General features: G+C 59.8%; 20 protein-coding genes. 12 read left to right on the forward strand and 8 right to left on the reverse strand.

Going from position 1 to position 22,629, the window contains the following annotated elements; genetic code table 11:
• The first annotated feature begins 431 nt into the window (after positions 1 to 431).
• Together PMI27_RS11600 and PMI27_RS11595 are read left to right on the forward strand one after the other, a co-directional pair.
• Positions 432 to 1,808 carry an L-serine ammonia-lyase gene (locus tag PMI27_RS11600; RefSeq protein WP_008151928.1) on the forward strand — a complete coding sequence of 459 codons (1,377 nt, stop codon included), beginning with the start codon at positions 432 to 434 and terminating at the stop codon, positions 1,806 to 1,808.
• Positions 1,809 to 2,347: 539 nt separating this feature from the next.
• Positions 2,348 to 3,451 carry a GlxA family transcriptional regulator gene (locus tag PMI27_RS11595; protein WP_008151925.1) on the forward strand — a complete coding sequence of 368 codons (1,104 nt, stop codon included), beginning with the start codon at positions 2,348 to 2,350 and terminating at the stop codon, positions 3,449 to 3,451.
• A gap of 115 nt (positions 3,452 to 3,566) precedes the next feature.
• Here PMI27_RS11595 and PMI27_RS11590 read toward each other — a convergent pair whose 3' ends face one another.
• The 6 genes from PMI27_RS11590 to choX form a co-directional block, all read right to left on the reverse strand.
• Complete coding sequence (locus PMI27_RS11590) at positions 3,567 to 3,830, reverse strand: hypothetical protein (RefSeq protein ID WP_008151923.1); 264 nt, start codon at positions 3,828 to 3,830, stop codon at positions 3,567 to 3,569.
• Positions 3,831 to 4,205: 375 nt separating this feature from the next.
• Entirely contained in the window at positions 4,206 to 5,369 is a 1,164-nt protein-coding gene (locus tag PMI27_RS11585) for a gamma-butyrobetaine dioxygenase (RefSeq protein ID WP_008151921.1), read from the reverse strand.
• A gap of 14 nt (positions 5,370 to 5,383) precedes the next feature.
• Entirely contained in the window at positions 5,384 to 5,860 is a 477-nt protein-coding gene (locus PMI27_RS11580; RefSeq protein ID WP_008151919.1) for a thioesterase family protein, read from the reverse strand.
• Between the two features lie 256 nt (positions 5,861 to 6,116).
• Positions 6,117 to 7,082: an L-carnitine dehydrogenase gene (locus PMI27_RS11575; RefSeq protein ID WP_008151917.1), complete on the reverse strand. Its 966-nt coding sequence runs from the start codon at positions 7,080 to 7,082 to the stop codon at positions 6,117 to 6,119.
• A gap of 144 nt (positions 7,083 to 7,226) precedes the next feature.
• On the reverse strand, positions 7,227 to 8,114 hold the full coding sequence (locus PMI27_RS11570; RefSeq protein WP_008151915.1) for a 3-keto-5-aminohexanoate cleavage protein: 888 nt from the start codon (positions 8,112 to 8,114) through the stop codon (positions 7,227 to 7,229).
• Between the two features lie 74 nt (positions 8,115 to 8,188).
• Positions 8,189 to 9,133 carry a choline ABC transporter substrate-binding protein gene (choX, locus tag PMI27_RS11565; protein WP_008151913.1) on the reverse strand — a complete coding sequence of 315 codons (945 nt, stop codon included), beginning with the start codon at positions 9,131 to 9,133 and terminating at the stop codon, positions 8,189 to 8,191.
• A 211-nt stretch (positions 9,134 to 9,344) separates the two neighbouring features.
• On the opposite strand from choX, the gene PMI27_RS11560 reads away from it, so the two are divergent.
• Positions 9,345 to 10,289 carry a GlxA family transcriptional regulator gene (locus PMI27_RS11560; protein WP_008151910.1) on the forward strand — a complete coding sequence of 315 codons (945 nt, stop codon included), beginning with the start codon at positions 9,345 to 9,347 and terminating at the stop codon, positions 10,287 to 10,289.
• Positions 10,290 to 10,412: 123 nt separating this feature from the next.
• Here the strand turns inward: PMI27_RS11560 and PMI27_RS11555 are convergent, their stop codons facing one another.
• On the reverse strand, positions 10,413 to 10,829 hold the full coding sequence (locus tag PMI27_RS11555) for a DUF3010 family protein (protein WP_008151908.1): 417 nt from the start codon (positions 10,827 to 10,829) through the stop codon (positions 10,413 to 10,415).
• A 61-nt stretch (positions 10,830 to 10,890) separates the two neighbouring features.
• Complete coding sequence (locus PMI27_RS11550; RefSeq protein WP_008151906.1) at positions 10,891 to 11,292, reverse strand: lysozyme inhibitor LprI family protein; 402 nt, start codon at positions 11,290 to 11,292, stop codon at positions 10,891 to 10,893.
• 236 nt (positions 11,293 to 11,528) lie between these two features.
• Between PMI27_RS11550 and PMI27_RS11545 the strand changes: the two genes are divergently transcribed.
• The 9 genes from PMI27_RS11545 to PMI27_RS11505 all read left to right on the forward strand — a co-directional run bounded on the left by PMI27_RS11545 (position 11,529) and on the right by PMI27_RS11505 (position 22,535).
• On the forward strand, positions 11,529 to 12,506 hold the full coding sequence (locus tag PMI27_RS11545) for a dipeptidase (RefSeq protein WP_008033250.1): 978 nt from the start codon (positions 11,529 to 11,531) through the stop codon (positions 12,504 to 12,506).
• 79 nt (positions 12,507 to 12,585) lie between these two features.
• Entirely contained in the window at positions 12,586 to 13,116 is a 531-nt protein-coding gene (locus PMI27_RS11540) for a DUF5943 domain-containing protein (protein ID WP_008033249.1), read from the forward strand.
• A gap of 15 nt (positions 13,117 to 13,131) precedes the next feature.
• Positions 13,132 to 15,192, forward strand: coding sequence for a dimethylglycine demethylation protein DgcA (gene dgcA, locus PMI27_RS11535; protein ID WP_008151900.1), 2,061 nt, complete (start codon positions 13,132 to 13,134; stop codon positions 15,190 to 15,192).
• Between the two features lie 221 nt (positions 15,193 to 15,413).
• Positions 15,414 to 17,363 carry a dimethylglycine demethylation protein DgcB gene (dgcB, locus tag PMI27_RS11530; RefSeq protein WP_008151898.1) on the forward strand — a complete coding sequence of 650 codons (1,950 nt, stop codon included), beginning with the start codon at positions 15,414 to 15,416 and terminating at the stop codon, positions 17,361 to 17,363.
• Positions 17,363 to 18,583: an electron transfer flavoprotein subunit alpha gene (gene etfA / locus PMI27_RS11525; RefSeq protein WP_008151896.1), complete on the forward strand. Its 1,221-nt coding sequence runs from the start codon at positions 17,363 to 17,365 to the stop codon at positions 18,581 to 18,583. The genes dgcB and etfA overlap by 1 nt, the downstream gene beginning before the upstream one ends.
• Positions 18,584 to 18,598: 15 nt before the next feature.
• Positions 18,599 to 19,369 (forward strand): electron transfer flavoprotein subunit beta, encoded by a 771-nt coding sequence (gene etfB / locus PMI27_RS11520; RefSeq protein ID WP_008151894.1) that lies wholly within the window; start codon positions 18,599 to 18,601, stop codon positions 19,367 to 19,369.
• Positions 19,370 to 19,679: 310 nt separating this feature from the next.
• Entirely contained in the window at positions 19,680 to 20,627 is a 948-nt protein-coding gene (locus tag PMI27_RS11515; RefSeq protein ID WP_008156820.1) for an IS110 family transposase, read from the forward strand.
• A 65-nt stretch (positions 20,628 to 20,692) separates the two neighbouring features.
• Positions 20,693 to 21,259 (forward strand): GNAT family N-acetyltransferase, encoded by a 567-nt coding sequence (locus PMI27_RS11510; RefSeq protein ID WP_008153507.1) that lies wholly within the window; start codon positions 20,693 to 20,695, stop codon positions 21,257 to 21,259.
• 94 nt (positions 21,260 to 21,353) lie between these two features.
• The gene (locus PMI27_RS11505) at positions 21,354 to 22,535 is read left to right on the forward strand and encodes a retropepsin-like aspartic protease (RefSeq protein ID WP_008153506.1); all 1,182 of its coding nucleotides are present in this window, start codon (positions 21,354 to 21,356) and stop codon (positions 22,533 to 22,535) included.
• The last annotated feature ends 94 nt before the right edge of the window (positions 22,536 to 22,629 follow it).

Here is a 22,629-nt window from a genome sequence, read left to right on the forward strand (position 1 = left end):
GGACTCCTTGGTGTTTTTTTTGGCAGTGTTCCGACTGGACCACCGCACTTATAGGTTGCGGTTGGATGGCGTTTTGGAGACATCTCTACCACGGCGCCTTGCAATCGAGTCGATACGATCATGTACCAGTGAAAATCTGACGCCTACAGGGTGCGTCGTAACCAGTACAGGGATGGTCGCATCCAGTGTCGGTGACGTCGTTTACAGCTTTTTTCAGCCCCCTTTGCCCCTCTGATCCGCAAAAAAACGGCGAAAACGCAGCGTCAAAGCCTCGCGGCGTTCGTGGGCATGAGTGCGTCGGTGTGAGACGTCGAACGACATGACAAAAGCCTGATGATGCGGCCATCTCGGCGGATTGCAGCTTGAGCGTAGCAGCTCCGTCACTGGGCGCTTTTGCGTCTGGAGTTGGCACATCCAGGAGTTCGGCAGTAATGGCTATCAGTGTTTTCGACCTGTTCAAAATCGGCATCGGCCCTTCCAGTTCGCACACCGTGGGGCCGATGCGCGCCGCGGCGTTGTTCGTGCAAGGTTTGCGTGAGCAGGGCCTTTTGGAAAAAGTACGGCGCGTCGAAGTTCAGCTTTATGGTTCGTTGTCGGCCACCGGCATCGGTCACGGCAGCGACAACGCAGTGATCATGGGCCTGATGGGCGAGTGGCCGGACGCGATTGATCCGTCGCAAATCGGCATCCGCATCGAAACCCTGCGCGAAACCCACACCCTGTTGCTCGACGGTCGTTTGTCGGTCCCGTTCATCTGGGCCCGGGACATGCGCCTGATCGACGAGAATCTGCCGTTCCACCCCAACGCCATGACGCTGATCGTCGAAGGTGATGACGGCGAGCTGCATCGCGATACCTACTATTCCATCGGCGGCGGTTTTGTCGTCGATGAAGCACAGGCTTCCAGCGGTGTGGTCGATCTGGATCGCACCGTGCTGCCGTACGATTTCTCCAGCGCCGTCGAGTTGCTCAGCCTCTGCAAGCAGCACAACTTGCGCGTTGCAGAATTGATGTTGGCCAACGAGAAAGTCTGGCGCAGCGAAGAGGAAATCCGCGCTGGCCTGATGACACTCTGGCGTGCCATGCAGGATTGCGTGGAGCAAGGCCTCAAGCACGAAGGCATCTTGCCCGGCGGCCTGAATGTGCGTCGTCGCGCGGCCAAATTGCACCGCAGCCTGCAAGAACTGAACAAGCCCAACGTGATCGGCTCGACCTTGAGCGCCATGGAATGGGTCAACCTGTTCGCCCTAGCGGTCAACGAAGAAAACGCCGCTGGCGGGCGCATGGTCACGGCGCCGACCAATGGCGCGGCGGGGATCATTCCGGCGGTGCTGCACTACTTTATGAAGTTCAGCGAAGTGGTGACCGACGCCAACGTGGTCGACTATTTCCTCAGTGCGGCAGCGGTCGGGATTCTGTGCAAGAAGAACGCTTCGATTTCCGGTGCCGAAGTCGGTTGCCAGGGCGAAGTCGGTTCGGCCTGCGCCATGGCGGCGGCCGGGCTGGCGGAGATTCTGGGGGCGACACCGGAGCAGCTGTGTAACGCGGCGGAAATCGGTCTGGAACACAACCTCGGCCTGACCTGCGACCCGGTGGGCGGGCTGGTGCAAGTACCGTGCATCGAGCGCAATGCGATTGCCGCGGTGAAAGCCATCAACGCAGCGCAGATGGCGCTGCGTGGCGACGGCCAGCACTTTATCTCGCTAGATCGGGTAATCCGCACGATGCGTGATACCGGCGCTGATATGCATGACAAATATAAAGAGACATCGCGCGGTGGGTTGGCGGTTAGTGCGGTTGAGTGCTGAGACCGAGTTGACCCCATCGCGAGCAAGCTTTGCTCCTACAGGTTTGATGTCGATCACGAAATGTGGGCACACCGGGCTTCTGTAGGAGCAAAGCTTGCTCGCGATAGCTGTAGACCAGTCAAAACTGCGCGCAAAGTGAACACCGGAATCAAAACGCGCCACGTTTTGGCGCGTCGCTTACAGATAAGCCACTTGCCGGAGATCCGGGATCCAGGTTGGCCATTACCGCCTGTCACCTGTGCTTGCGGTGACACTCTTCACCAGGTCGCTGTAGCCCTGTTCCCACAAGTGCTACCGATTTGCTCAAGCCCAACGGGGCAGAGCGTCTCCCGCCGATAATGGCACTTACAACCCCCACTCGCGGCGCGGCTTATATAGACGCGGCGCGACGTCGTTTTCAGGAGTTATTGAACAGCCATTCAACTTTAGGCATGGCATTTGCTCTGTCATTACAAAGCCCGTCTCCCACGCGAGAACGATGGCAATAACAAGAGCCTCCGCCTGAGGCCATCACCCGCTTTGTGTGAGGAGATACCGCGATGACGACGTTCAACTCCGGGGCCCAACCCCAGAACCGTGCGCCTCAATCCATCGGCTTTCTGCTGCTGGACAATTTCACGCTTATTTCTCTGGCCTCCGCAGTAGAACCCCTGCGCATGGCCAACCAATTGTCCGGTCGCGAGTTGTATCGCTGGACCACAATGACCGTCGACGGTGGTCAGGTCTGGGCCAGTGACGGTCTGCAGATCACCCCCGACTGCTCCATGCACAAAGCACCTGCCCTGGACACCATCATTGTCTGCGGCGGTATCGGCATCCAGCGCACTGTTACCCGTGAACACGTGTCATGGCTGCAAAGCCAGGCGCGTCAGTCCAAGCGTCTGGGCGCGGTCTGCACCGGCAGCTGGGCCCTGGCCTGCGCCGGTTTGCTGGACGGTTTCGATTGCAGCGTGCACTGGGAATGCCTGGCCGCTATGCAGGAAGCGTTTCCGCGTGTGGCCATGAGTACGCGTCTGTTCACCCTCGACCGTAACCGTTTCACCAGTTCCGGCGGCACCGCGCCGCTGGACATGATGCTGCACCTGATCAGCCGCGATCATGGCCGTGAACTGTCGGCCGCGATCTCGGAAATGTTTGTCTACGAACGCATCCGCAACGAGCAGGATCACCAGCGTGTGCCGCTCAAGCACATGCTTGGCACCAACCAGCCGAAATTGCAGGAAATCGTCGCGCTGATGGAAGCCAACCTGGAAGAGCCGATCGACCTCGACGAGCTGGCGGTGTACGTCGCCGTGTCGCGTCGTCAGCTGGAGCGGCTGTTCCAGAAATACCTGCACTGCTCGCCGTCGCGTTACTACCTGAAACTGCGCTTGATCCGCGCCCGGCAGCTGCTCAAGCAAACGCCGATGTCGATCATCGAAGTGGCGTCTGTGTGTGGCTTCGTGTCTACGCCGCACTTCTCCAAGTGCTACCGCGAATACTTCGGCATTCCGCCGCGTGACGAACGCGTAGGTTCCAACACCACCCAACAAGTGGCGATGATGCCGCTGCCGCAAGCGCTGGTGTTGTCACCGTTGTCCGGGCCGCTGTCGGCGTTGAGTCAGGCGCGTAACGAGTCGACGTTCGCCAGCGTAAGGCTCTAAACCGCGCTGGCTTCATTCGCGGGCAAGCCTCGCTCCTACAGGACTGATGTCGATCGCGATTGTTCGATACGACGCCAAACCTGTAGGAGCGAGGCTTGCCCGCGAAGGCAATCTATCAGGCGCTACGGCTCTGCTGATACTCCGCCAACGCGGGCAGCAATTGCTTGTCGATGGCCTGGCGCACGGCCGGCAGGATGGTCGCACTGCTGGTGTACATCTGCTTGACCATGGTCCGCAGTTCCGTTGCCCGTTCGTTGTTCAAACCCCGTACCGCGCATTCGCAGGCCTGCTCAGCGGTTGCACCAGGGGGTACTGCAAATCCTAATGCCTTGAGCTGGCCCAACAGGTCTTCCTGGTCAATCAAATCGGCGTACATCATGACGCAATCCTTCTTCAGGGAACGGTGTCGTGGTTCGATTCTCATAGGGGTGCGGAGTGGCGGCAAGGACGATTTGTCGCAATGGCCGCAATACCTATGAACAGGTCGTTTTCGGCTAACTTGCTACGGATGGGAGTGGGCACACTGGGATCAGCTGGCTTCACGAAGGTTTGGTCACCCTCGCGCAACGGCTCCTCAACAGTACCCACCTCTGCCCCGATCCTGTCACGGCTTGATCGGGGTTTTTTTTGCCTGTGAATCAGGGATATATGAGGTGTATGGACTGGCGCCATCGCGGGCAGGCCTTGCTCCTACAGGATATCGGCTCGTACCTCTGTAGGAGCAAGGCTTGCCCGCGATGAACGATGACGCGGTTTACCGTTGCAACACCAAAATCCGCGACAACAATTCATCACGATCGACATAACAGCCCTGAAAATGCCGGGCGCCAGTAGCAGGGTCGAAAGCGTTGCGGGCGTGGAGGGTGCGGCGGTTGTCGAAACACCACATTTCGCCGGGATTTAACCGCGTCATCACCCGGAATCGCGCTTCCCGGGTCATCGCAATAAAGCGGCGGTAGGCGTGATAGAGCGCGGGCATCTGCTCGACTGACGTATCGAACGGACCGCGCAGAAAATTCGCCATGCGGATTTCCGACACCTGCCCAAAGGCATCCAGCGCGATGATCGGCGCCAGGCAGCGGTAGTCGCTGTGGCGGTCTTTGTTGCGGAACTCCACAGGGATTTCGCAAAGGCTTTTGAACGCCTCCGGATCTTCATCGCGCAAGGCTTCGGCAATGGCAAAACCGTCGACGAAAATACTCTCGCCACCTTCGGCGTCATTCACCAGGCAATGCAGAAATTGCAGCCCCGGTTGCAACTCCCGGGTTGGCAGGTCGCTGTGCAGCGGCAGGTTGAAAGCGGTGTAGGCATTGCTGTCGGCATCGGCCTTGGATTGCACGTTGAACAGCACGCCAAAGTTGCTCTCGCGGATGAAGGAAATCCGCTGGGCAATCAACTTCAATGAGCCCGGCTCGGTGGGCACACCGCGGACCTGAGTCAGGCCGGTATCGCGCACGGCGAGCAGCCATTGCAGCAAGGCATCGTTGTCGTTCATCAACACCTGGTAGTCGAACACCGGCAGCGTCAGGTTGCTGTTCCAGAGCAGGCTTTTTGGCTTGGATGCCCGGCGTTCGGCGCGGGACTCGTCATCGTAGGCGTGGGCCCGTAGCCAGCCAGGATCGAAGCGGCTGAGATGGCCGTCCTGCCAATCGACACGCAGGCAGCCTTCAGCATCAACGCTGACGTCCGAGGGCTTGAGGTTTTCGGCGACATCGACGATTTCCAGCACTTGCTCGCGGGTGACGGTGTAGACGCACATCGGGCACGGGCAGTTGTCCCGCAGCCACTGATGATGAAACGGGCTGACACGATCATCGGCCCACTTCACTTGAATTCGGTCCGCCAGGGTGTGTACGGCGGTCAACGCGCTGATCAACGGGTAGGTACGGAAGTCGGCAAAAGCGGCGGCGGTGTTCAATGGCGATCTCCTTGTTATTTTTTAGGGGGTAACGCGATCACTCGGCCAATGTAGTCGGGGGCGGGAAGGTCGGTTTGCTCGGCGACGATGGCTTGCAGCTTGCTCAAGGTGTCTTCGCTGAACGGAGCGGAGCGCGGCCCGGCGAGGTCGACGTGCAGCAGCATTTGCTCATTGCCTGCCAATTCCTTCTCATCACCCGCCAGATGCAGGCTGTGATAGAGGTGCAGGCGTTTGCTGTCGTGGCCGATGATTTGGGTGTGCACTTCGACGTCGGCGTCGAGCTTCACTTCGTGCAGGTAATTGAGGTGCAGTTCTAGGGTGAACAACGAGTTGCCGCTGGCTTCGCGGTTGTTGCTGTCCATGCCCAGACGATCCATCAGCGCGTCGGTGGCGTAGCTGAAAATCAGCAGGTAGAAGGCGTCGCGCAGGTGGCCGTTGTAGTCGACCCAGTCGGGGATGATTTTGGTTTGGTAGGTGGTGAGGGTGGGCATGGTGTCGGTTCCGGCTTTGGGAGTTTGTTTGTGTTCAAGATCCACCCCTCACCCCAACCCTCCCGAAACGTCGGACCGCCCCAGAGGGGAGAGGGGGAAAGGGGGGCCGATCGGGGGCTTTTCAGAACCTGAGTTCGACTCGGACTTTCAGGTCGATGTAGCTCCAAGAACACCTCGGTCAGTCCCCTCTACCCTCTGGGGCGGTCCGACGTTTCGGGAGGGTTAGGGTGAGGGGTGGATCTCAAGCCGACCGCTATCAGTCGGCAAACGCCATCCCATGCTTCTCTTTAGTGGTCTTCACCGCCTCCAGCACTGCCAGCAAGCAATCATCACGATAGCGCTCCAGCGCCGAAATGCTGTGCGTGCCCAACTGATCGCTGGTGCCATCCACCACATCATCAATCAACTTGTCGGTCAGCTCCGGCGCCGGCAGATACGTCCACGGCAACTGCAACGCCGGTCCGAATTGCGCCATGAAGTGCCGCATGCCCGCATCGCCACCCGCCAGGGTATACGTCAAGAACGTGCCCATGAACGACCAGCGCAGACCCGCGCCAAAGCGGATCGCATCATCGATTTCACCGGTGGTCGCCACGCCGTCGTTGACCAGGTGCAGCGCCTCGCGCCACAGCGCTTCGAGCAAGCGGTCAGCGATAAAACCGGGTACTTCCTTGCGCACATGCAGCGGACGCATGCCCAAGGATTCATAGACTTTCATTGCCGCTTGAACCGCTTCCGGGGTGGTGTTTTTGCCGCCCACCACTTCCACCAGCGGCAGCAGGTAAACCGGGTTGAACGGGTGGCCGACGACGCAGCGTTCCGGGTGTGTCGAACTCTCGTAGAACTCGCTTGGCAACAGGCCGGAAGTACTGGAGCCGATCAAGGCATTGGGCTTGGCTGCAGCGCTGATTTTGCTGTGCAGTTCCAGTTTAAGGTCCAGACGCTCAGGGGCGCTTTCCTGAATGAAATCCGCATCGCGAACGCATTCTTCAATGGTGGCGACAAAGCGCAACCGATCCTGCGATGCACCAGGCGCAAGGCCCTGTTTCTCCAAAGCGCCCCAGGCATTGGCGACGCGTTTGCGCAGCGCGGCTTCGGCGCCGGGCGCCGGGTCCCAGGCCACCACGTCGAGGCCGTGGGCGAGGGCGCGGGACACCCAACCGCTGCCGATGACACCGCTGCCCAGGGCGGCGAAGGTTTTGATTTCAGTGATAAAGCTCATGGTCACTTCCTGAATTTGGCTCGGAAAAAAAACTGTGGGAGCGAGCCTGCTCGCGATGGCGTCGGTACATCCGATGCATCAATTGAGGCAGGTAAACCGCTATCGCGAGCAGGCTCACTCCCACAGGGGGAAAGTGTGTGGGGGTTAACCGCGCTTGGTCAGGCCCATTTTTGCCCGGCCTTCTGCCGGCGTCAGAACACGGGCGCCGAGGCGGCTGAGGATTTCCGAGGCGCGCTCGACCAGTTGGCCGTTGGTCGCCAGTACGCCCTTGTCCAGCCAGATGTTGTCTTCCAGTCCGACGCGCACGTTGCCGCCGAGCAGCACCGCTTGCGCCGCCATCGGCATCTGCATGCGACCGATGCCGAAGCCGGCCCACACAGCGTTAGCCGGCAGGTTGTCGACCATGGCTTTCATGGTGGTGGTATCAGCCGGCGCGCCCCATGGGATGCCCAGGCAGAGCTGGAACAGCGGGTCGTCGAGCAATCCTTCCTTGATCAACTGCTTGGCGAACCACAGGTGACCGGTGTCGAAAATTTCCAGCTCGGCCTTCACGCCCAGCTCTTGAATGCGTTTGGCACCAGCGCGTAGCTGGGCCGGGGTGGACACGTAAATGGTGTCGCCGTCGCCGAAGTTAAGGGTGCCGCAATCGAGGGTGCAGATTTCCGGCAGCAGTGCTTCAACGTGGGCCAGACGGGTCAGCGGGCCGACCAGGTCGGTGTTCGGGCCGAACTCCATCGGGTTCTCGCCCGCACCGATTTCCAGGTCGCCGCCCATGCCTGCGGTGAGGTTGACGATGATGTCGACGTCCGCCTCGCGGATGCGCTCCATCACTTCGCGATACAGCGCTACATCACGGCTGAATTTGCCGGTTTCGGGGTTACGAACGTGGCAGTGAACGACAGTGGCGCCAGCCTTGGCGGCTTCCACGGCGGCTGCGGCGATTTGTTTCGGGGTGACCGGCACGTGTGGGCTCTTGCTGGTCGTGTCGCCAGCACCGGTGAGTGCGCAGGTGATGATGACGTCGTGGTTCATGAGGCGGGTTCCTTGCAGGCGTGATGATTCCGTTCGCAGCCCGGTCGGGCTGCGAGTCGGTGGTTCAATCGGGTTTATTTGATGGTCAGTTTCAGGTTGTCAGCCGCCGGTTTGCCATCGAAGGTGGTCACGCCTTCGAGCCAGCGTTGCTTGTCTTGCGGGTGATCTTTCAGCCATTGCTTGGCTGATTCGAAGGCGTCCTTGTGATCCAGCAGCGGCTGCATCATCCGGCTCTCGTCTTCGGCGGTGTAGGTCAGGTTGCTCAGCAAACGACCGATGTTCGGGCATTGCTCGGCGTATTTCGGCGCGGTGACGGTCCAGACCGTGGCCATGCCTTCGTTCGGGCCCAGGGCGTCTTCGCTGCCGGTGAGGTAGGTCATTTGCACGTTGACGTTCATCGGGTGCGGCGCCCAGCCGAAGAACACCACGGCCTCTTTGCGTCGCACGGCGCGATCCACTGCCGCGAGCATGCCGGCCTCACTGGACTCGACCAACTGGAACTTGCCGAGGCCAAACTGGTTCTTGGCGATCATCGCCTTGATCTGGGTGTTGGCACCCGAGCCAGGCTCGATGCCGTAGATCTTGCCGCCCAGTTCCTTTTCAAACTTGGCGATGTCGGCAAAGGTTTTCAGGCCCTTGTCGGCGAGATATGTTGGTACGGCAAGGGTGGCGCGGGCGTCTTTCAGGCTTGGCGCCTCAAGCACTTTGACCTGATTGGCCGCGACGAACGGGGTGATGGTCTGAGTCATCAGCGGGTTCCAGTAGCCCAGGAACAAGTCCAGGCGCTGGTCGCGGATCCCGGCGAAGATGATTTGCTGGGAAGCGCTGGTTTGTTTGGTGTTGTAGCCGAGGCCATCGAGCAGGACTTGGGTCATGGCACTGGTGGCGATCACGTCGGTCCAGTTCACAACGCCCATGCGCACGTTCTGGCATGAAGCAGGTTCGGCCGCCATGACGCTGGCGCTCAAGAAAGCGGTACCGCTGAGTGCAAGAACACAGCTGCTGATCAGTCGTTTCATCTCAGGTTTCCTCGGCAGTTCGTTATTGTGGGTCCGGGCGTCTTCGTGCGCCGGTGATGCCCAAGTTACGCAGCTAAGGCCCTGTGAAAACGCACTGCGGCGACCAGCTCTTGCACTGCGGCGACCTGCGCTCTTGAATGCCGCGCGCAAGTGGCGTATCAACGTCCACACGCTTCCCGCCCTCTCGTTACTTGCCAGTCGAGTGCGCTCCATGTCCCAGGATTTCTACTTCTTGTTGATGCCGGGCTTCTCGGCGATTGGATTTATCTCGGCCATCGAGCCGCTGCGGGTCGCCAATCGCTTTCGCGGCGAGCTCTATCGCTGGCATGTGCTCAGCGCGGACGGCGGCGCGGTATTGGCCAGCAACGGCATGTCGGTCAACGCCGATGCGGCGCTGGAACCGCTGAAGAAAGGCGCTACCTTGCTGGTGGTCGCCGGATTCGAACCGCTGAAGTTCACCACCCCGGCCCTGGAACACTGGCTACGCCGCCTGGACAACGAAGGCGTGACCCTTGGTGCCATCGACACCGGCAGTTTCATCCTCGCCGAGGCCGGCCTGCTCGACGGCCATCGCCTGACCCTGCACTGGGAAGCCATCGACGCCTTCAAGGAGTCCTATCCACAGCTCAGCGTCACCCAGGAGCTGTTCGAGATCGACCGTCGGCGCATCACCTCCGCCGGCGGTACCGCTTCCATCGACCTGATGCTCGACCTCATCAGTCAGGCCCATGGCCCGGAACTGGCGATCCAGGTCAGCGAACAATTCGTACTCGGCCGCATCCGCCCGCGCAAAGACCACCAGCGCATGGAAGTCGCCACGCGTTATGGCATCAGCAACAAGAAACTGGTGCAGGTGATTGGGGAGATGGAGCAGCACAGCGAACCGCCGCTGAGCACGCTGGAATTGGCCGAATCGATCAAGGTGACGCGACGGCAACTGGAGCGATTGTTTCGGTTGCACCTGAACGACACACCGAGCAATTTTTACTTGCGATTAAGGCTGGAGAAGGCGCGGCAATTGCTGCGCCAGACCGATATGAGCGTGCTGGAGGTAAGCATTGCTTGCGGGTTTGAATCACCGTCGTACTTCACTCGCAGCTATCGGGCGAAGTTTGAGCGGTGCCCTCGCGAAGACCGACGTACCGCAAAAGCATGAACAACATAGAAACCTGTGGGAGCGAGCCTGCTCGCGATGGCGGTCTGTCATTCAAGTTGATATCGACTGATCCACCGCTATCGCGAGCAGGCTGGCTCCCACAGTTTTGATCTGCTGTGGGCGTTACTTCTTCATCAACGCCGAGCAGGCCGCTTTAAACGCTTCATGCTGATACTTGTTCAGCGTGGCCGGCAGTTCGAAGTCGAATTTCTTGTTCTGCGCATTGATGGTCTGTGGCGACAGCAGCGTGACCTCGCAATTTTCCAGCAACTGGAAAACACCCTCGATCTTGAACGTGGTCGGCCCACCGGCGAACTCACCCTTCTTGCTGCGTTTCTTGATCGCAATCCGGTCGATGGAATTTTCCCGCACAAACGATGCCACCTGAGCGGCAAAAACTTTGACGTTCGCGGCTTCGTCGTCATCGTCGAGGGCGATTTTCTTGGTGTTCAGCGGGATGTGACTCAGGGCCTGATCGTCGAGGGAAGCCACAGCAATGATGGCTTCGCTGCCTTTGATTTCGATGCCGCAGATTTTCATTTGAATCCCTTTACTGGCTGAAGATGTTCAGCTTACAGGTCTGGATGGCTGGGGTTTGTGCTTACTCCTGCCCAATCGACTCCAAAAACTCCGACCGCTCGTCACTCATCCGCGCCACGCAATCATTCTGCGCAATCGTGAACGCCTTGCTACCGGCTGTCGCCGGGAACGCTTCAACTGCGCAATCCGCATCCCGAGTCTTCAACCACTGCTGTTGAGCGGCCTTGAGCTTGGCGGTGATGTCGGTCAGTTGCGCCGGGTTCTTGCCGTAGAGCGTCTGCATGCGCTCGTTCAGGCTTTTGTAGTTTTCGCTCAGCAGGTCTTCGGCGGTGGTTCTGCTGTAGACCGAGCATTCCAGGGTCTGAACCTCGTTTTCGACTTTGTCGCAGGGGTTATCGTCGGCCACTTCAGCCGCGTGTACGCCGGTCGCTATCAGTGCCAAAGCCAGGAAGATCGATTTCATTGCGCCGCCGCCCCTTTTTCCAGTAAAGCATCCAGTAATGGCGCGAATTCTGGCCCATGCGCAGGCCCTTGAACAGGTGGCTCATGACGTCCGGCGACGACCCTTTGTCGCGGATTGACGCTTTCGGCAAACCCCCTGTCGTTTTTGCACCCGGCTGCCCCCTCCCTCAGGCATATGCTGGCCCCAAAGCGCCGGCACACGATTCGGCGCATGAATCGCTAATAGGGGACAGCCTGATGAGCCCAGCCGAATTGCACGCCGACAGCATCGTTATCGACGGTCTGATTATTGCCAAGTGGAACCGTGAGCTGTTCGAAGACATGCGCAAGGGCGGTCTGACCGCGGCCAACTGCACCGTGTCGGTGTGGGAGGGCTTCCAGGCCACCGTCAACAATATCGCCGCCAGCCAGAAGCTGATCCGCGAAAACAGCGACCTGGTGATTCCAGTGCGCACCACCGCCGATATTCGCAAGGCCAAGGAGCAGGGCAAGACCGGCATCCTGTTCGGTTTCCAGAATGCTCACGCGTTTGAAGACCAGATCGGCTACGTCGAGGTGTTCAAGCAGCTGGGCGTCGGTATTGTGCAGATGTGCTACAACACCCAGAACCTGGTTGGCACCGGTTGCTACGAGCGTGATGGCGGCCTGTCGGGTTTCGGTCGTGAAATCGTTGCCGAGATGAACCGCGTCGGCGTCATGTGCGACCTGTCCCACGTCGGCTCGAAAACTTCCGAAGAAGTCATCCTCGAGTCCAAGAAGCCGGTTTGCTACTCCCATTGCCTGCCGTCGGGCCTGAAGATTCACCCGCGCAACAAATCCGATGAAGAACTGAAGTTCATCGCCGATCACGGCGGTTTCGTCGGCGTGACCATGTTTGCGCCATTCCTGGCCAAGGGCATCGATTCGACCATCGACGATTACGCCGAAGCCATCGAATACACCATGAACATCGTCGGCGAAGACGCCATTGGTATCGGCACCGACTTCACCCAGGGCCATGGCCAGGACTTCTTCGAGTACCTGACCCATGACAAGGGCTACGCCCGCCGCCTGACCAGCTTCGGCAAGATCATCAACCCGCTGGGCATCCGCACCGTCGGCGAGTTCCCGAACCTGACCGAAACCCTGCTCAAGCGCGGCCATTCCGAGCGCGTGGTCCGCAAGATCATGGGCGAGAACTGGGTGAACGTCTTGAAGGACGTCTGGGGCGAGTAAGCCACAGCACCTCTGAATCCTTTCCCCCGGCCGTCCGCGCCGGGGGGCAACACCAAAATTTTTCTGGAGTTAAGTTTCCATGGCCAAGATCGCCCCGCAATTGCCAATCGAAGTCGACAGCGAAACCGGTGTCTGGACCTCCGACGCCCTGCCAATGCTGTATGTGCCGCGTCATTTCTTCGTCAACAACCACATGGGCATCGAGGAAGTGCTGGGCGCCGACGCCTACGCCGAAATCCTCTACAAGGCCGGCTACAAGTCCGCCTGGCACTGGTGTGAAAAAGAAGCTGAATGCCACGGCCTGGAAGGCGTTGCGGTGTTCGAACACTACATGAAGCGCCTGTCGCAGCGCGGCTGGGGCCTGTTCAAGATCCAGGACATCGACCTCGACAAAGGCACTGCCAGCGTCAAGCTCGAACACTCCGCATTTGTCTACGTGTACGGCAAGGTCGGGCGCAAGGTCGACTACATGTTCACCGGTTGGTTTGCCGGTGCCATGGACCAGATTCTGCAAGCCCGCGGCAGCAAGATCCGCACCGTTGCCGAACAGGTTTACGGTGGCTCCGAAGAAGGCCACGACGACGGCCTGTTCACCGTCAAGCCGTTGTAAGTCGAGGAACCCGCCATGGCTTTCGAAGCAATGTTCCAGCCGATCCAGATCGGCAAACTGACCATCCGCAACCGCGTGCTCAGCACCGCGCACGCCGAGGTTTATGCCACCGACGGCGGCATGACCACCGACCGGTACGTCAAGTATTACGAAGAGAAAGCCAAGGGCGGGATCGGCCTGGCGATTTGCGGTGGTTCCTCCAGTGTGGCCATCGACAGCCCGCAAGGCTGGTGGAAGTCGGTCAACCTGGCCGACGACCGGATCATTCCGCACTTCCAGAACCTGGCTGATGCCATGCACAAGCATGGCGCCAAGATCATGATCCAGATTACCCACATGGGGCGTCGTTCCCGCTGGGACGGCGAGCATTGGCCAACCCTGCTGTCGCCGTCGGGCATCCGTGAGCCGGTGCACCGTGCGACCTGCAAAACCATCGAGCCGGAAGAAATCTGGCGGGTGATCGGCAACTACGCCAGCGCCGCGGCGCGGGCCAAGGCCGGTGGCCTGGACGGTGTCGAGCTGTCTGCTGTGCACCAGCACATGATCGACCAGTTCTGGAGCCCACGCGTCAACAAACGTACCGACGAATGGGGCGGCAGCTTCGAGAACCGCATGCGTTTCGGCCTGGAAGTGATCAAGGCTGTGCGGGCTGAAGTCGGCCCGGATTTCTGCGTCGGCATCCGTCTGTGCGGTGATGAATTCCACCCGGACGGCTTGTCCCACGAGGACATGAAGCAGATCGCCAAGTACTACGACGACACCGGCATGATCGACTTCATCGGCGTGGTGGGTTCGGGTTGCGACACCCACAACACCCTGGCCAACGTTATCCCGAACATGAGTTATCCACCGGAGCCATTCCTGCACTTGGCGGCCGGTATCAAGGAAGTGGTGAAGGCCCCGGTGCTGCACGCGCAGAACATCAAGGACCCGAACCAGGCGACCCGTATTCTGGAAGGCGGCTACGTGGACATGGTCGGCATGACCCGCGCCCACATCGCCGACCCGCACCTGATCGCCAAGATCAAAATGGGTCAGGTCGACCAGATCAAGCAATGCGTCGGCGCCAACTACTGCATCGACCGTCAGTACCAGGGCCTGGACGTGTTGTGCATCCAGAACGCCGCGACCTCCCGTGAATACATGGGCGTGCCGCACATCATCGAGAAATCGACCGGTGTGAAGCGCAAAGTCGTGGTGGTCGGTGCCGGTCCTGCCGGGATGGAAGCGGCGCGTGTGTCGGCCGAACGTGGCCACGACGTGACCCTGTTCGAGAAGAAAGAATTCATCGGCGGGCAGATCACTACCGCGTCGAAAGCTCCACAACGGGACCAGATCGCCGGCATCACGCGTTGGTTCCAACTGGAGCTGGCGCGCTTGAAAGTCGATCTGCGCCTGGGCGTGGCGGCGGATGCGGCGACCATTCTCGACCTGCGTCCGGACGTGGTGGTACTCGCTGTCGGCGGTCATCCGTTCCTGGAGCAGAACGAACATTGGGGCGCGGCTGAAGGCCTTGTGGTCAGCAGCTGGGACATCCTCGATGGCAAGGTTGCACCGGGCAAGAACGTGCTGGTTTACGACACCATTTGCGAGTTCACCGGGATGTCGACCGCCGACTTCCTCGCCGACAAGGGCAGCCAGGTTGAGATCGTCACTGACGACATCAAACCGGGCGTGGCGATTGGCGGCACATCGTTCCCGACGTACTACCGCAGCATGTACCCGAAAGAAGTGATCATGACCGGGGACATGATGCTGGAGAAGGTCTACCGCGAAGGCGACAAGCTGGTGGCGGTGCTGGAAAACGAATACACCGGCGCCAAAGAGGAGCGGGTGGTGGATCAGGTCGTCGTCGAAAACGGCGTGCGTCCGGACGAAGAAATCTACTACGCCATGAAGGAAGGCTCGCGCAACAAAGGCCAGATGGACATCGAAGCCCTGTTCGCGATCAAGCCACAACCTTCGCTGAGCCAGGCGGGCGACGGCTACTTGCTGTTCCGCATCGGCGACTGCGTGGCGCAGCGCAACACCCACGCGGCGATCTATGACGCGTTGCGGTTGTGCAAGGATTTCTAACGGCATCACCACCATCACTGTGGCGAGGGGGCTTGCCCCCGTTGGGCTGCGAAGCGGCCCTAAAGTCAGCCAATGCGGTCTGTCAGTAAAAATGCATTGGCCGGTTTACGACTGCTTCGCAGCCGAACGGGGGCAAGCCCCCTCGCCACAGGTAGGTGCCAAGCCTTCACCGGCACGCACATGAACCCGTGCAAGACCCCGAGGTCTTTGGGAGCTCCACCATGTTGAACACCCTTCTTCCAATCCTGTTGTTCGCAGCCCTGGGCCTTGCCGTCCTCGGCGCGTTGCGGCGGGTGGCTATGTGGCGCCGAGGCCGGGCTTCGAAAGTCGACCTGATCGGCGGCCTGTTCGCCATGCCCAAGCGCTATATGGTCGATTTGCACCATGTCGTCGCGCGGGACAAATACATCGCCAACACTCACGTGGCCACGGCCGGTGGTGCGGTGGCGTCGATTGTGCTGGCGATCCTGGTTCACGGTTTCGGCCTGCACAATCGCATTCTCGGTGTTGCCCTGTTGATTGCCTCGGCGGTGATGTTCGTCGGTGCGATTTTCATGTTCCTGCGTCGTCGCAACCCACCGGCTCGCCTTTCCAAAGGGCCATGGATGCGTCTGCCGAAAAGCCTGTTGGCGTTCTCTGCGAGCTTCTTCCTGTTGACCCTGCCGGTCGCCGGCATCCTCCCGGAAAACTTCGGCGGTTGGGTGGTGGCAGCGATCCTCGGCGTCGGTGTGCTGTGGGGCGTTAGCGAACTGTTCTTCGGCATGACCTGGGGCGGGCCGATGAAGCACGCCTTTGCCGGTGCCTTGCACCTGGCCTGGCACCGTCGCGCCGAACGCTTTGGTGGCGGCCGCTCCACCGGTTTGAAACCGCTGGACCTGAGCGATCCAACCGCGCCACTGGGCGTGGAAAAACCCAAGGATTTCACCTGGAACCAACTGCTCGGCTTCGACGCCTGCGTGCAGTGCGGTAAGTGCGAAGCCGCATGCCCGGCGTTCGCCGCCGGCCAGCCGCTGAACCCGAAAAAGCTGATTCAAGACATGGTCGTCGGCCTTGCCGGTGGCACTGATGCCAAATTCGCCGGCAGCCCGTATCCGGGCAAGGCCATCGGCGAACACGCCGGCAACCCGCATCAACCGATCGTCAACGGCCTGGTGGACGCTGAAACCTTGTGGTCCTGCACCACTTGCCGCGCCTGCGTCGAGGAGTGCCCGATGATGATCGAGCACGTCGACGCCATCGTCGACATGCGCCGCCATCTGACCCTGGAAAAAGGCGCGACCCCGAACAAGGGCGCCGAAGTCCTCGAAAACCTGATCGCCACCGACAACCCTGGCGGTTTCGCCCCGGGCGGGCGGATGAACTGGGCGGCGGACTTGAACCTCAATCTGATGAGCGAGAAGAAGTCGGTCGACGTGCTGTTCTGGGTCGGCGACGGTGCCTTCGACATGCGCAACCAGCGCACCCTGCGCGCCTTCGTCAAAGTGCTGAAAGCGGCCAAGGTCGACTTCGCGGTACTGGGCCTCGAAGAGCGCGACAGCGGTGACGTAGCCCGACGTCTGGGCGACGAAGCGACCTTCCAGTTGTTGGCCAAACGCAACATCCAGACTCTGGCCAAATACAGCTTCAACCGCATCGTCACCTGCGACCCGCACAGCTTCCACGTGCTGAAAAACGAGTACGGCGCCTTCGACGGCAACTACCTCGTGCAGCACCACAGCACCTACATGGCGGAAATCATCGGCGCTGGCGCCCTGAACCTCGGCCAGCACAAAGGCAGCAGCGTGACTTATCACGACCCTTGCTACCTCGGCCGCTACAACGGCGAATACGAGGCACCGCGTGAAGTGCTGCGCGCCCTGGGTATCGAGATCAAGGAAATGCAACGCTCCGGTTTCCGCTCGCGCTGCTGCGGCGGTGGTGGCGGTGCGCCGATCACCGACATCCCGGGCAAGCAACGGATCCCCGACATGCGCATGGAAGACATCCGCGAAACCGGCGCCGAACTGGTGGCCGTGGGTTGTCCACAGTGCACCGCGATGCTCGAAGGCGTGGTCGAACCAAGACCGTTGATCAAGGACATCGCCGAACTGGTGGCGGACGCGTTGCTCGAAGATGCGGCCCCGAGCAAGCCGACCAAACCGGCCCAACGTGAACCTGCGGAGGCCCACTGATGAGCGACATTATCCGCCGCGACCCACGCGCCGAATGGATCGCCCGTAACCGTCTGCACCCGCTGCACGCGGCCATGCAACCGGCGCAACACAGCTGGATGGGGCCTAACGGCGTCATCCGCAAGAATCCTCACGGGATCGGTTTTATCGGTCCCAACGGGATCAAGCGAATCGACCGCAGCGGCGCTCAACAGGGCGGGGCGACTAAACGCTCGGCCGCGGTTGAAGTGCAATTGCCGCTGCATCAAGTGCCACAACCGGCGTTCTACATCAACGTGGTGCCGGACATGGTCGGCGGCCGCTTGAGCAGCCACGACCGCGACTTGCTGGGCCTGGCTCATCAGTTGGCCGGTAAGGACGGCGCGGTGTTGGCCGTGGTTTTCGGCGAACACAAAGAAAACGCCTTCGCCACCGCTGGCGTCGATCGCTTGCTGGTGCTGGATGGCGAAGAGTTCAGTGGTTATGCACCGGAACAACGGGTCCAGGGCCTGCGGGCTGTGGATAACCAGTTCAGCCCGCGTCACTGGTTGCTGCCGGACAGTCGCAGCGGTGGTGGTGAATTGGGTCGACGCTTTGCCGCCGCGCTGGGCGAACGCCCGGCCACGCGGGTCTGGCAGGTCAAGGATCAGGAATGCATCGGCCGCGCCGGTGCCGGTTTGCAAGACCTTGCGCGCCCGGTGGCACGCTTGATTCTGGCTGCCATCGAGTGCGCCGAACCTGTGAGCGAAACCCGTCACGAGGCCTTGCCGGTGGAGTTATCCACAGCCGTGGCGCGCAGCTTGTCGCGCATCGAGGATTTGGGCGCAGTGGCGGTGGACCCGGCGGCGATTCCGATGGCCGAAGCCGAGTTCATCTTCTCCGGCGGCAACGGGGTCAAGGACTGGGGGCTTTTCCACAGGACCGCCGAGGCGTTGGGTGCTACCGAAGGCGCCTCCCGTGTGGCGGTGGACGATGGCTTCATGGCGCGCGACCGCCAGGTCGGCGCGTCCGGCACCTGGGTCACTGCGCGGGTTTACGTGGCGGTGGGGATTTCCGGGGCGATCCAGCACCTGCAAGGCATCGGTGCCTGCGACAAGGTGGTGGCGATCAACCTCGACCCTGGCTGCGACATGATCAAACGGGCCGACCTGTCGGTGATCGGCGAGAGCGCCGAGATTCTTCAAGCCTTGATCGATGCGGTAGAGGCTTACCGCAATGAAGCCAAGCGCGATGCGGCTTAAGGAAAGGAAAGGGTTATGAGCACGAAAATCATCAGCCTGGTGTCCATCGGCGCCCACCCGACCTCCGGCCGGCCACGTCGCGCGGAACAGGATGCGCGGGCGGTGGAGCTGGGTCTGCAGCTTGCTGGGGATAACCTGCAAGTGCTGCATGCCGGCGACGTCGCGGAGCCGGCGTTGCGTGCCTATTTGGGCATGGGCCTGGAACAGTTGCATGTGCTGGAGCAACCGGAAGGCGCCGATGCGCTACCGGCATTGACCGCGTATTTGCGTGACGCCGGGGCACAGGTCGTGCTGACCGGCAGTCAGGCGGAAACCGGTGAAGGCTCGGGCATGTTGCCGTTCTTGCTGGCCGAAAGCCTGGGCTGGCCGCTGGTCGTGGGGCTGGCTCAAGTTGAATCCATCGACGGTAATTCAGCGCTGGTGCTGCAAGCCTTGCCTCGCGGTCAGCGCCGTCGGTTGAAAGTGCGGCTGCCGTTCCTCGCAACTGTGGATAACGCTGCACCGAAACCTCGGCAGAGCGCCTACGGCCCGGCCCGACGCGGGGTGTTGCAGGCGGATGAAGTCGAAGTGATCGACGATGAACTGCTGGCGGTTGCCACGCTGCAACCGGCCAAGCCACGGCCTAAACGCTTGAAGGTGATCAAGGCCAAGAGCGGCGCGGACCGGATGAAAGCCGCGACGGCCAAGGCCAGCGGTGGCGGCGGGCAGGTGCTTAAAGGCGTGACTGCGCAAGCAGGTGCCGAGGCGATCCTCAAGTTGCTGATCGAAGAAGGCGTAGTCCGCTAACGGACATCCAGTGAAGATCTAATGTGGGAGCGAGCCTGCTCGCGAAAGGGGTGGGTCAGTCAACATTTCCGGTGACTGACCCACCCCTTTCGCGAGCAGGCTCGCTTGTATGGTAGGACTTGAAGGGAGGAGAAGGGACAAGGCTCGATTCTGACTGTTGACGCAGTACAGACCGTGGGAGAGTTCGCCCCTCCTCCTTTCACCCAAGCGCCGATAAAGAATGCATCGGGCCTAGACCGACGATAGGAACAAGCCTGCGCCCCTGGGTGAGCCCTTCAAGTGCTTAAAACCATATCCCGGAGGAAATCCTATGGCAATGCCGGTTTCTGCTTCAAAGCCGATCGTGGGCGTGGATGTCGCCAAGAATGAGTTGGTGATTTATCACGCCGAACTGGGCCTGCTTGAAGAGATTCCCAACAATAAAACAGCCATCAAGAAGTGGTTGAAGGCCTTGCCGAGCACGGTGGCCATTGCCGTCGAAGCCACCAATATCTACCACTTGGAGTTCGCCGATCTGGCCTACGAGGCCGGATGCGTGATTTACATGGTGGGCGGCTATGAACTCAAGCATTACCGCGAAGGTGTGAAGGTCCGTGCCAAAACTGATGCACTGGATGCCAAGTTGCTTGCTCGGTATCTGAAAAATGAACATGAAGAGCTTCACCCATGGACCCCGCCATCCCCACTATACCGCCAGCTGCTGAGTCTTTTCCGCCGCCGGGCGGCGTTGGTCCAGGCAAGGGTCGGCCTGGTGCAAAGCTGGGCCAATGAGCCGCTGCTCAAGACCGCTTTTGCCGAACAAGTGAAGTCCATGCAACAGCTTGAGATGCTGATCGAGAAGACGATCAACGATCAGCTCAAAGAAGCCGGTTTGCTGGGCCAGTTAAAACGCTGTCTGAAAGTGGAAGGCATTGGTTTTTTGACAGGTGCGCGTTTGATCACGGCGTTTCAGCGGGGTGACTTCAGAAACGCGGATGCCTTTATCGCCTTTCTGGGAATGGATTTGCGGGTATCAAAATCAGGGCAAAAAGACGGCCGCCGCAGTTTGACCAAGCGCGGTGACCCGGAGGCTCGGCGGCTGCTGCACAATGCGGCAATGTCGGCGAGTCGCACCGAGGCCTGGAAAGATTTTTATCAAGAACAAAGAGCTCGGGGTTTCAGCACCACTCAAGCATTGGTGATGCTGGCTCGAAAGCTCGCTCGGGTGGTATTCGCTCTGCTAAAGGGGCAGGACGAATACCAACCGAAAGTCAGTTGAGGGCTTCCCCTCAACCATAGAATCTCCCACAGGGGGCTCGTGTCACCGACATTTATGGGGAAATAATGACCGTTGAATTTCGTTCGGCTCTGCGCGCGGATGCGCGGGAGATTGCTCGTCTGTTCCAGATTTCATCAGAGGGCGCTGCAGATTACATCTGGAGCCAGCTCGCGCAACCCGGTCAGGACCTGCTGGACGTGGGCGCCAGTCGTTACGCCCGTGACGACGTCGATTTTTCTTATCAGAACTGCCTCATCGCCGAGGTGCAGGGAAACGTCATCGGCATGATGCACAGCTACGTGATGCGTCACGACCCTCTGGCGCCTCCAGTGACCGATCCAGTCCTGGCCCCGTACGCCAAAATGGAAATCCCCGACACCCTCTACATCTCCAGCCTCGCGCTGCATGAAGGCTGGCGAAACCAGGGGCTGGGCAAGCAATTCCTCGCCTACGCTTACGACCGTGCCAACCAGCTAGGGCTCAATGGCTTGAGCCTGATCGACTACGCGGTAAACACCGGCGCCCGCCGGTTTTACGAGCGACATGGCTTTCGTATCGTCGACACCTGCCAGATCACGCCCCATCCGATGATTCGGGTCACGGGTGAGGCCTATCTGATGTATCGGCCCTGATGAGCTACATTTTTCTATGAGCTGGCTTTCCATGAGCAGGGCGGGGTGGCAGCAGCGCTAATTCCTCAAACTCGTTTTCAAGAATGGGTTGAACATGGGAGCGGTCAGTCGACGTGAGACCTGTCTGATCGGTGGCGTGATGCTTGTTGTGTTTTTTCTGGTTGTAACCACGCGTTCGATAGCTGATACCAGAAAGGAAGATCCGGATTTTTACAAATGGCTGGCGTCTGAACAGGGACAAACAGCGTCCCTGGCGCAGATGAAACAGCAATGCGACAAGGTGCTGGATGCTGAAAAGAACCTGAATTGTTCAGTGTCCGTTTTCTCCCGAATGTTCGAGGCCAAAACCGCAAACCTGATCCCCGAGTATTATCTGGCGATCAAGCGTCGTCATGCTCAGGCAATCGCGAATGACCCTGAACTCAACGCGATGTTCTCCATGTTCGGCAGCGAATCCCTCGCGACCCTGCGGGCGCTCGGCGATTTTTCGGTGACAAGAACCAAGCGACACGAGGTGCTGGCGATTCATCCTTACGCCAGCGACAGTCACGTCACTGACGAGGTGCTGCCTTACCTCGATGTCAAAGCGGCCAATGGTGTCTCTTCGCGCTTCATTCTGGACACTGGGGCACCGCAAACCCGGGTTAACCACGACACCGCGAAGCTGATGGGTATCAGGTTATTAACCGACTCTCACTATGGCTACAGCACGTTTTATGGTGAACGTGACCTGTCTGCCAAACTCGGGATCTTTGAGTCTTTAACGATAGGCTCAAGCGAGTTCAGAAACGTCCTGGTGTTTGTCAGCGACCGGGATAACTTACTGGGGCTTGATCTGATCGGTAAGTTGGGGCGTTTGAAGGTCACCAAAAAGACCCTGGAGATTAACGCCGAACCTCCCGCGCGATGCGATTCGCGAATTAACTACGCGCGCATGGACATTAATCAACGACTGACCATTGCCGCACGCCTGGATCGTCGGGCCACGCCGGTGATTATTGACACCGGCAATGTTGATTACCTGACATCGTCCTCGCCCGGCAACTCACCCGTTCATGTCACCGATGAACCTCGTTCCCAAACCTTCAAGGGTGAATTGAGCCTGTCGGGCCATATCCAATCGATCACCTACAACTACTACCCGGACTTTACGATTCCTCCGTCGTTATTGCTGGGTCAGTACGTGCCTTCGCTTTTGCTTGGGTGGGGTGCATTCAATGATTATGAGTTGAATCTGGATATCGACTCGGGATGGTCGTGTTTCAACAGGACCTGATCGTGGTTACCCACAATCCCTGTTAGTGCTTCTGTGGATAACGTGTTCGCCCATCGCTACACCCCATACAAACCAGGCCCTGCAACCCTTCGTA

Source organism: Pseudomonas sp. GM41(2012) (assembly GCF_000282315.2).
Classification (GTDB): domain Bacteria; phylum Pseudomonadota; class Gammaproteobacteria; order Pseudomonadales; family Pseudomonadaceae; genus Aquipseudomonas.

Bases quoted from the DNA above. Each gene is read 5' to 3' on its own strand.
- PMI27_RS11600 (WP_008151928.1), top strand. From the start codon at position 432: ATGGCTATCAGTGTTTTCGACCTGTTCAAAATCGGCATCGGCCCTTCC.
- PMI27_RS11595 (WP_008151925.1), top strand. From the start codon at position 2,348: ATGACGACGTTCAACTCCGGGGCCCAACCCCAGAACCGTGCGCCTCAA.
- PMI27_RS11590 (WP_008151923.1), bottom strand. From the start codon at position 3,830: ATGATGTACGCCGATTTGATTGACCAGGAAGACCTGTTGGGCCAGCTC.
- PMI27_RS11580 (WP_008151919.1), bottom strand. From the start codon at position 5,860: ATGCCCACCCTCACCACCTACCAAACCAAAATCATCCCCGACTGGGTC.
- PMI27_RS11575 (WP_008151917.1), bottom strand. From the start codon at position 7,082: ATGAGCTTTATCACTGAAATCAAAACCTTCGCCGCCCTGGGCAGCGGT.
- PMI27_RS11570 (WP_008151915.1), bottom strand. From the start codon at position 8,114: ATGAACCACGACGTCATCATCACCTGCGCACTCACCGGTGCTGGCGAC.
- choX (WP_008151913.1), bottom strand. From the start codon at position 9,133: ATGAAACGACTGATCAGCAGCTGTGTTCTTGCACTCAGCGGTACCGCT.
- PMI27_RS11560 (WP_008151910.1), top strand. From the start codon at position 9,345: ATGTCCCAGGATTTCTACTTCTTGTTGATGCCGGGCTTCTCGGCGATT.
- PMI27_RS11555 (WP_008151908.1), bottom strand. From the start codon at position 10,829: ATGAAAATCTGCGGCATCGAAATCAAAGGCAGCGAAGCCATCATTGCT.
- PMI27_RS11550 (WP_008151906.1), bottom strand. From the start codon at position 11,292: ATGAAATCGATCTTCCTGGCTTTGGCACTGATAGCGACCGGCGTACAC.
- PMI27_RS11545 (WP_008033250.1), top strand. From the start codon at position 11,529: ATGAGCCCAGCCGAATTGCACGCCGACAGCATCGTTATCGACGGTCTG.
- PMI27_RS11540 (WP_008033249.1), top strand. From the start codon at position 12,586: ATGGCCAAGATCGCCCCGCAATTGCCAATCGAAGTCGACAGCGAAACC.
- dgcA (WP_008151900.1), top strand. From the start codon at position 13,132: ATGGCTTTCGAAGCAATGTTCCAGCCGATCCAGATCGGCAAACTGACC.
- dgcB (WP_008151898.1), top strand. From the start codon at position 15,414: ATGTTGAACACCCTTCTTCCAATCCTGTTGTTCGCAGCCCTGGGCCTT.
- etfA (WP_008151896.1), top strand. From the start codon at position 17,363: ATGAGCGACATTATCCGCCGCGACCCACGCGCCGAATGGATCGCCCGT.
- etfB (WP_008151894.1), top strand. From the start codon at position 18,599: ATGAGCACGAAAATCATCAGCCTGGTGTCCATCGGCGCCCACCCGACC.
- PMI27_RS11515 (WP_008156820.1), top strand. From the start codon at position 19,680: ATGGCAATGCCGGTTTCTGCTTCAAAGCCGATCGTGGGCGTGGATGTC.
- PMI27_RS11510 (WP_008153507.1), top strand. From the start codon at position 20,693: ATGACCGTTGAATTTCGTTCGGCTCTGCGCGCGGATGCGCGGGAGATT.
- PMI27_RS11505 (WP_008153506.1), top strand. From the start codon at position 21,354: ATGGGAGCGGTCAGTCGACGTGAGACCTGTCTGATCGGTGGCGTGATG.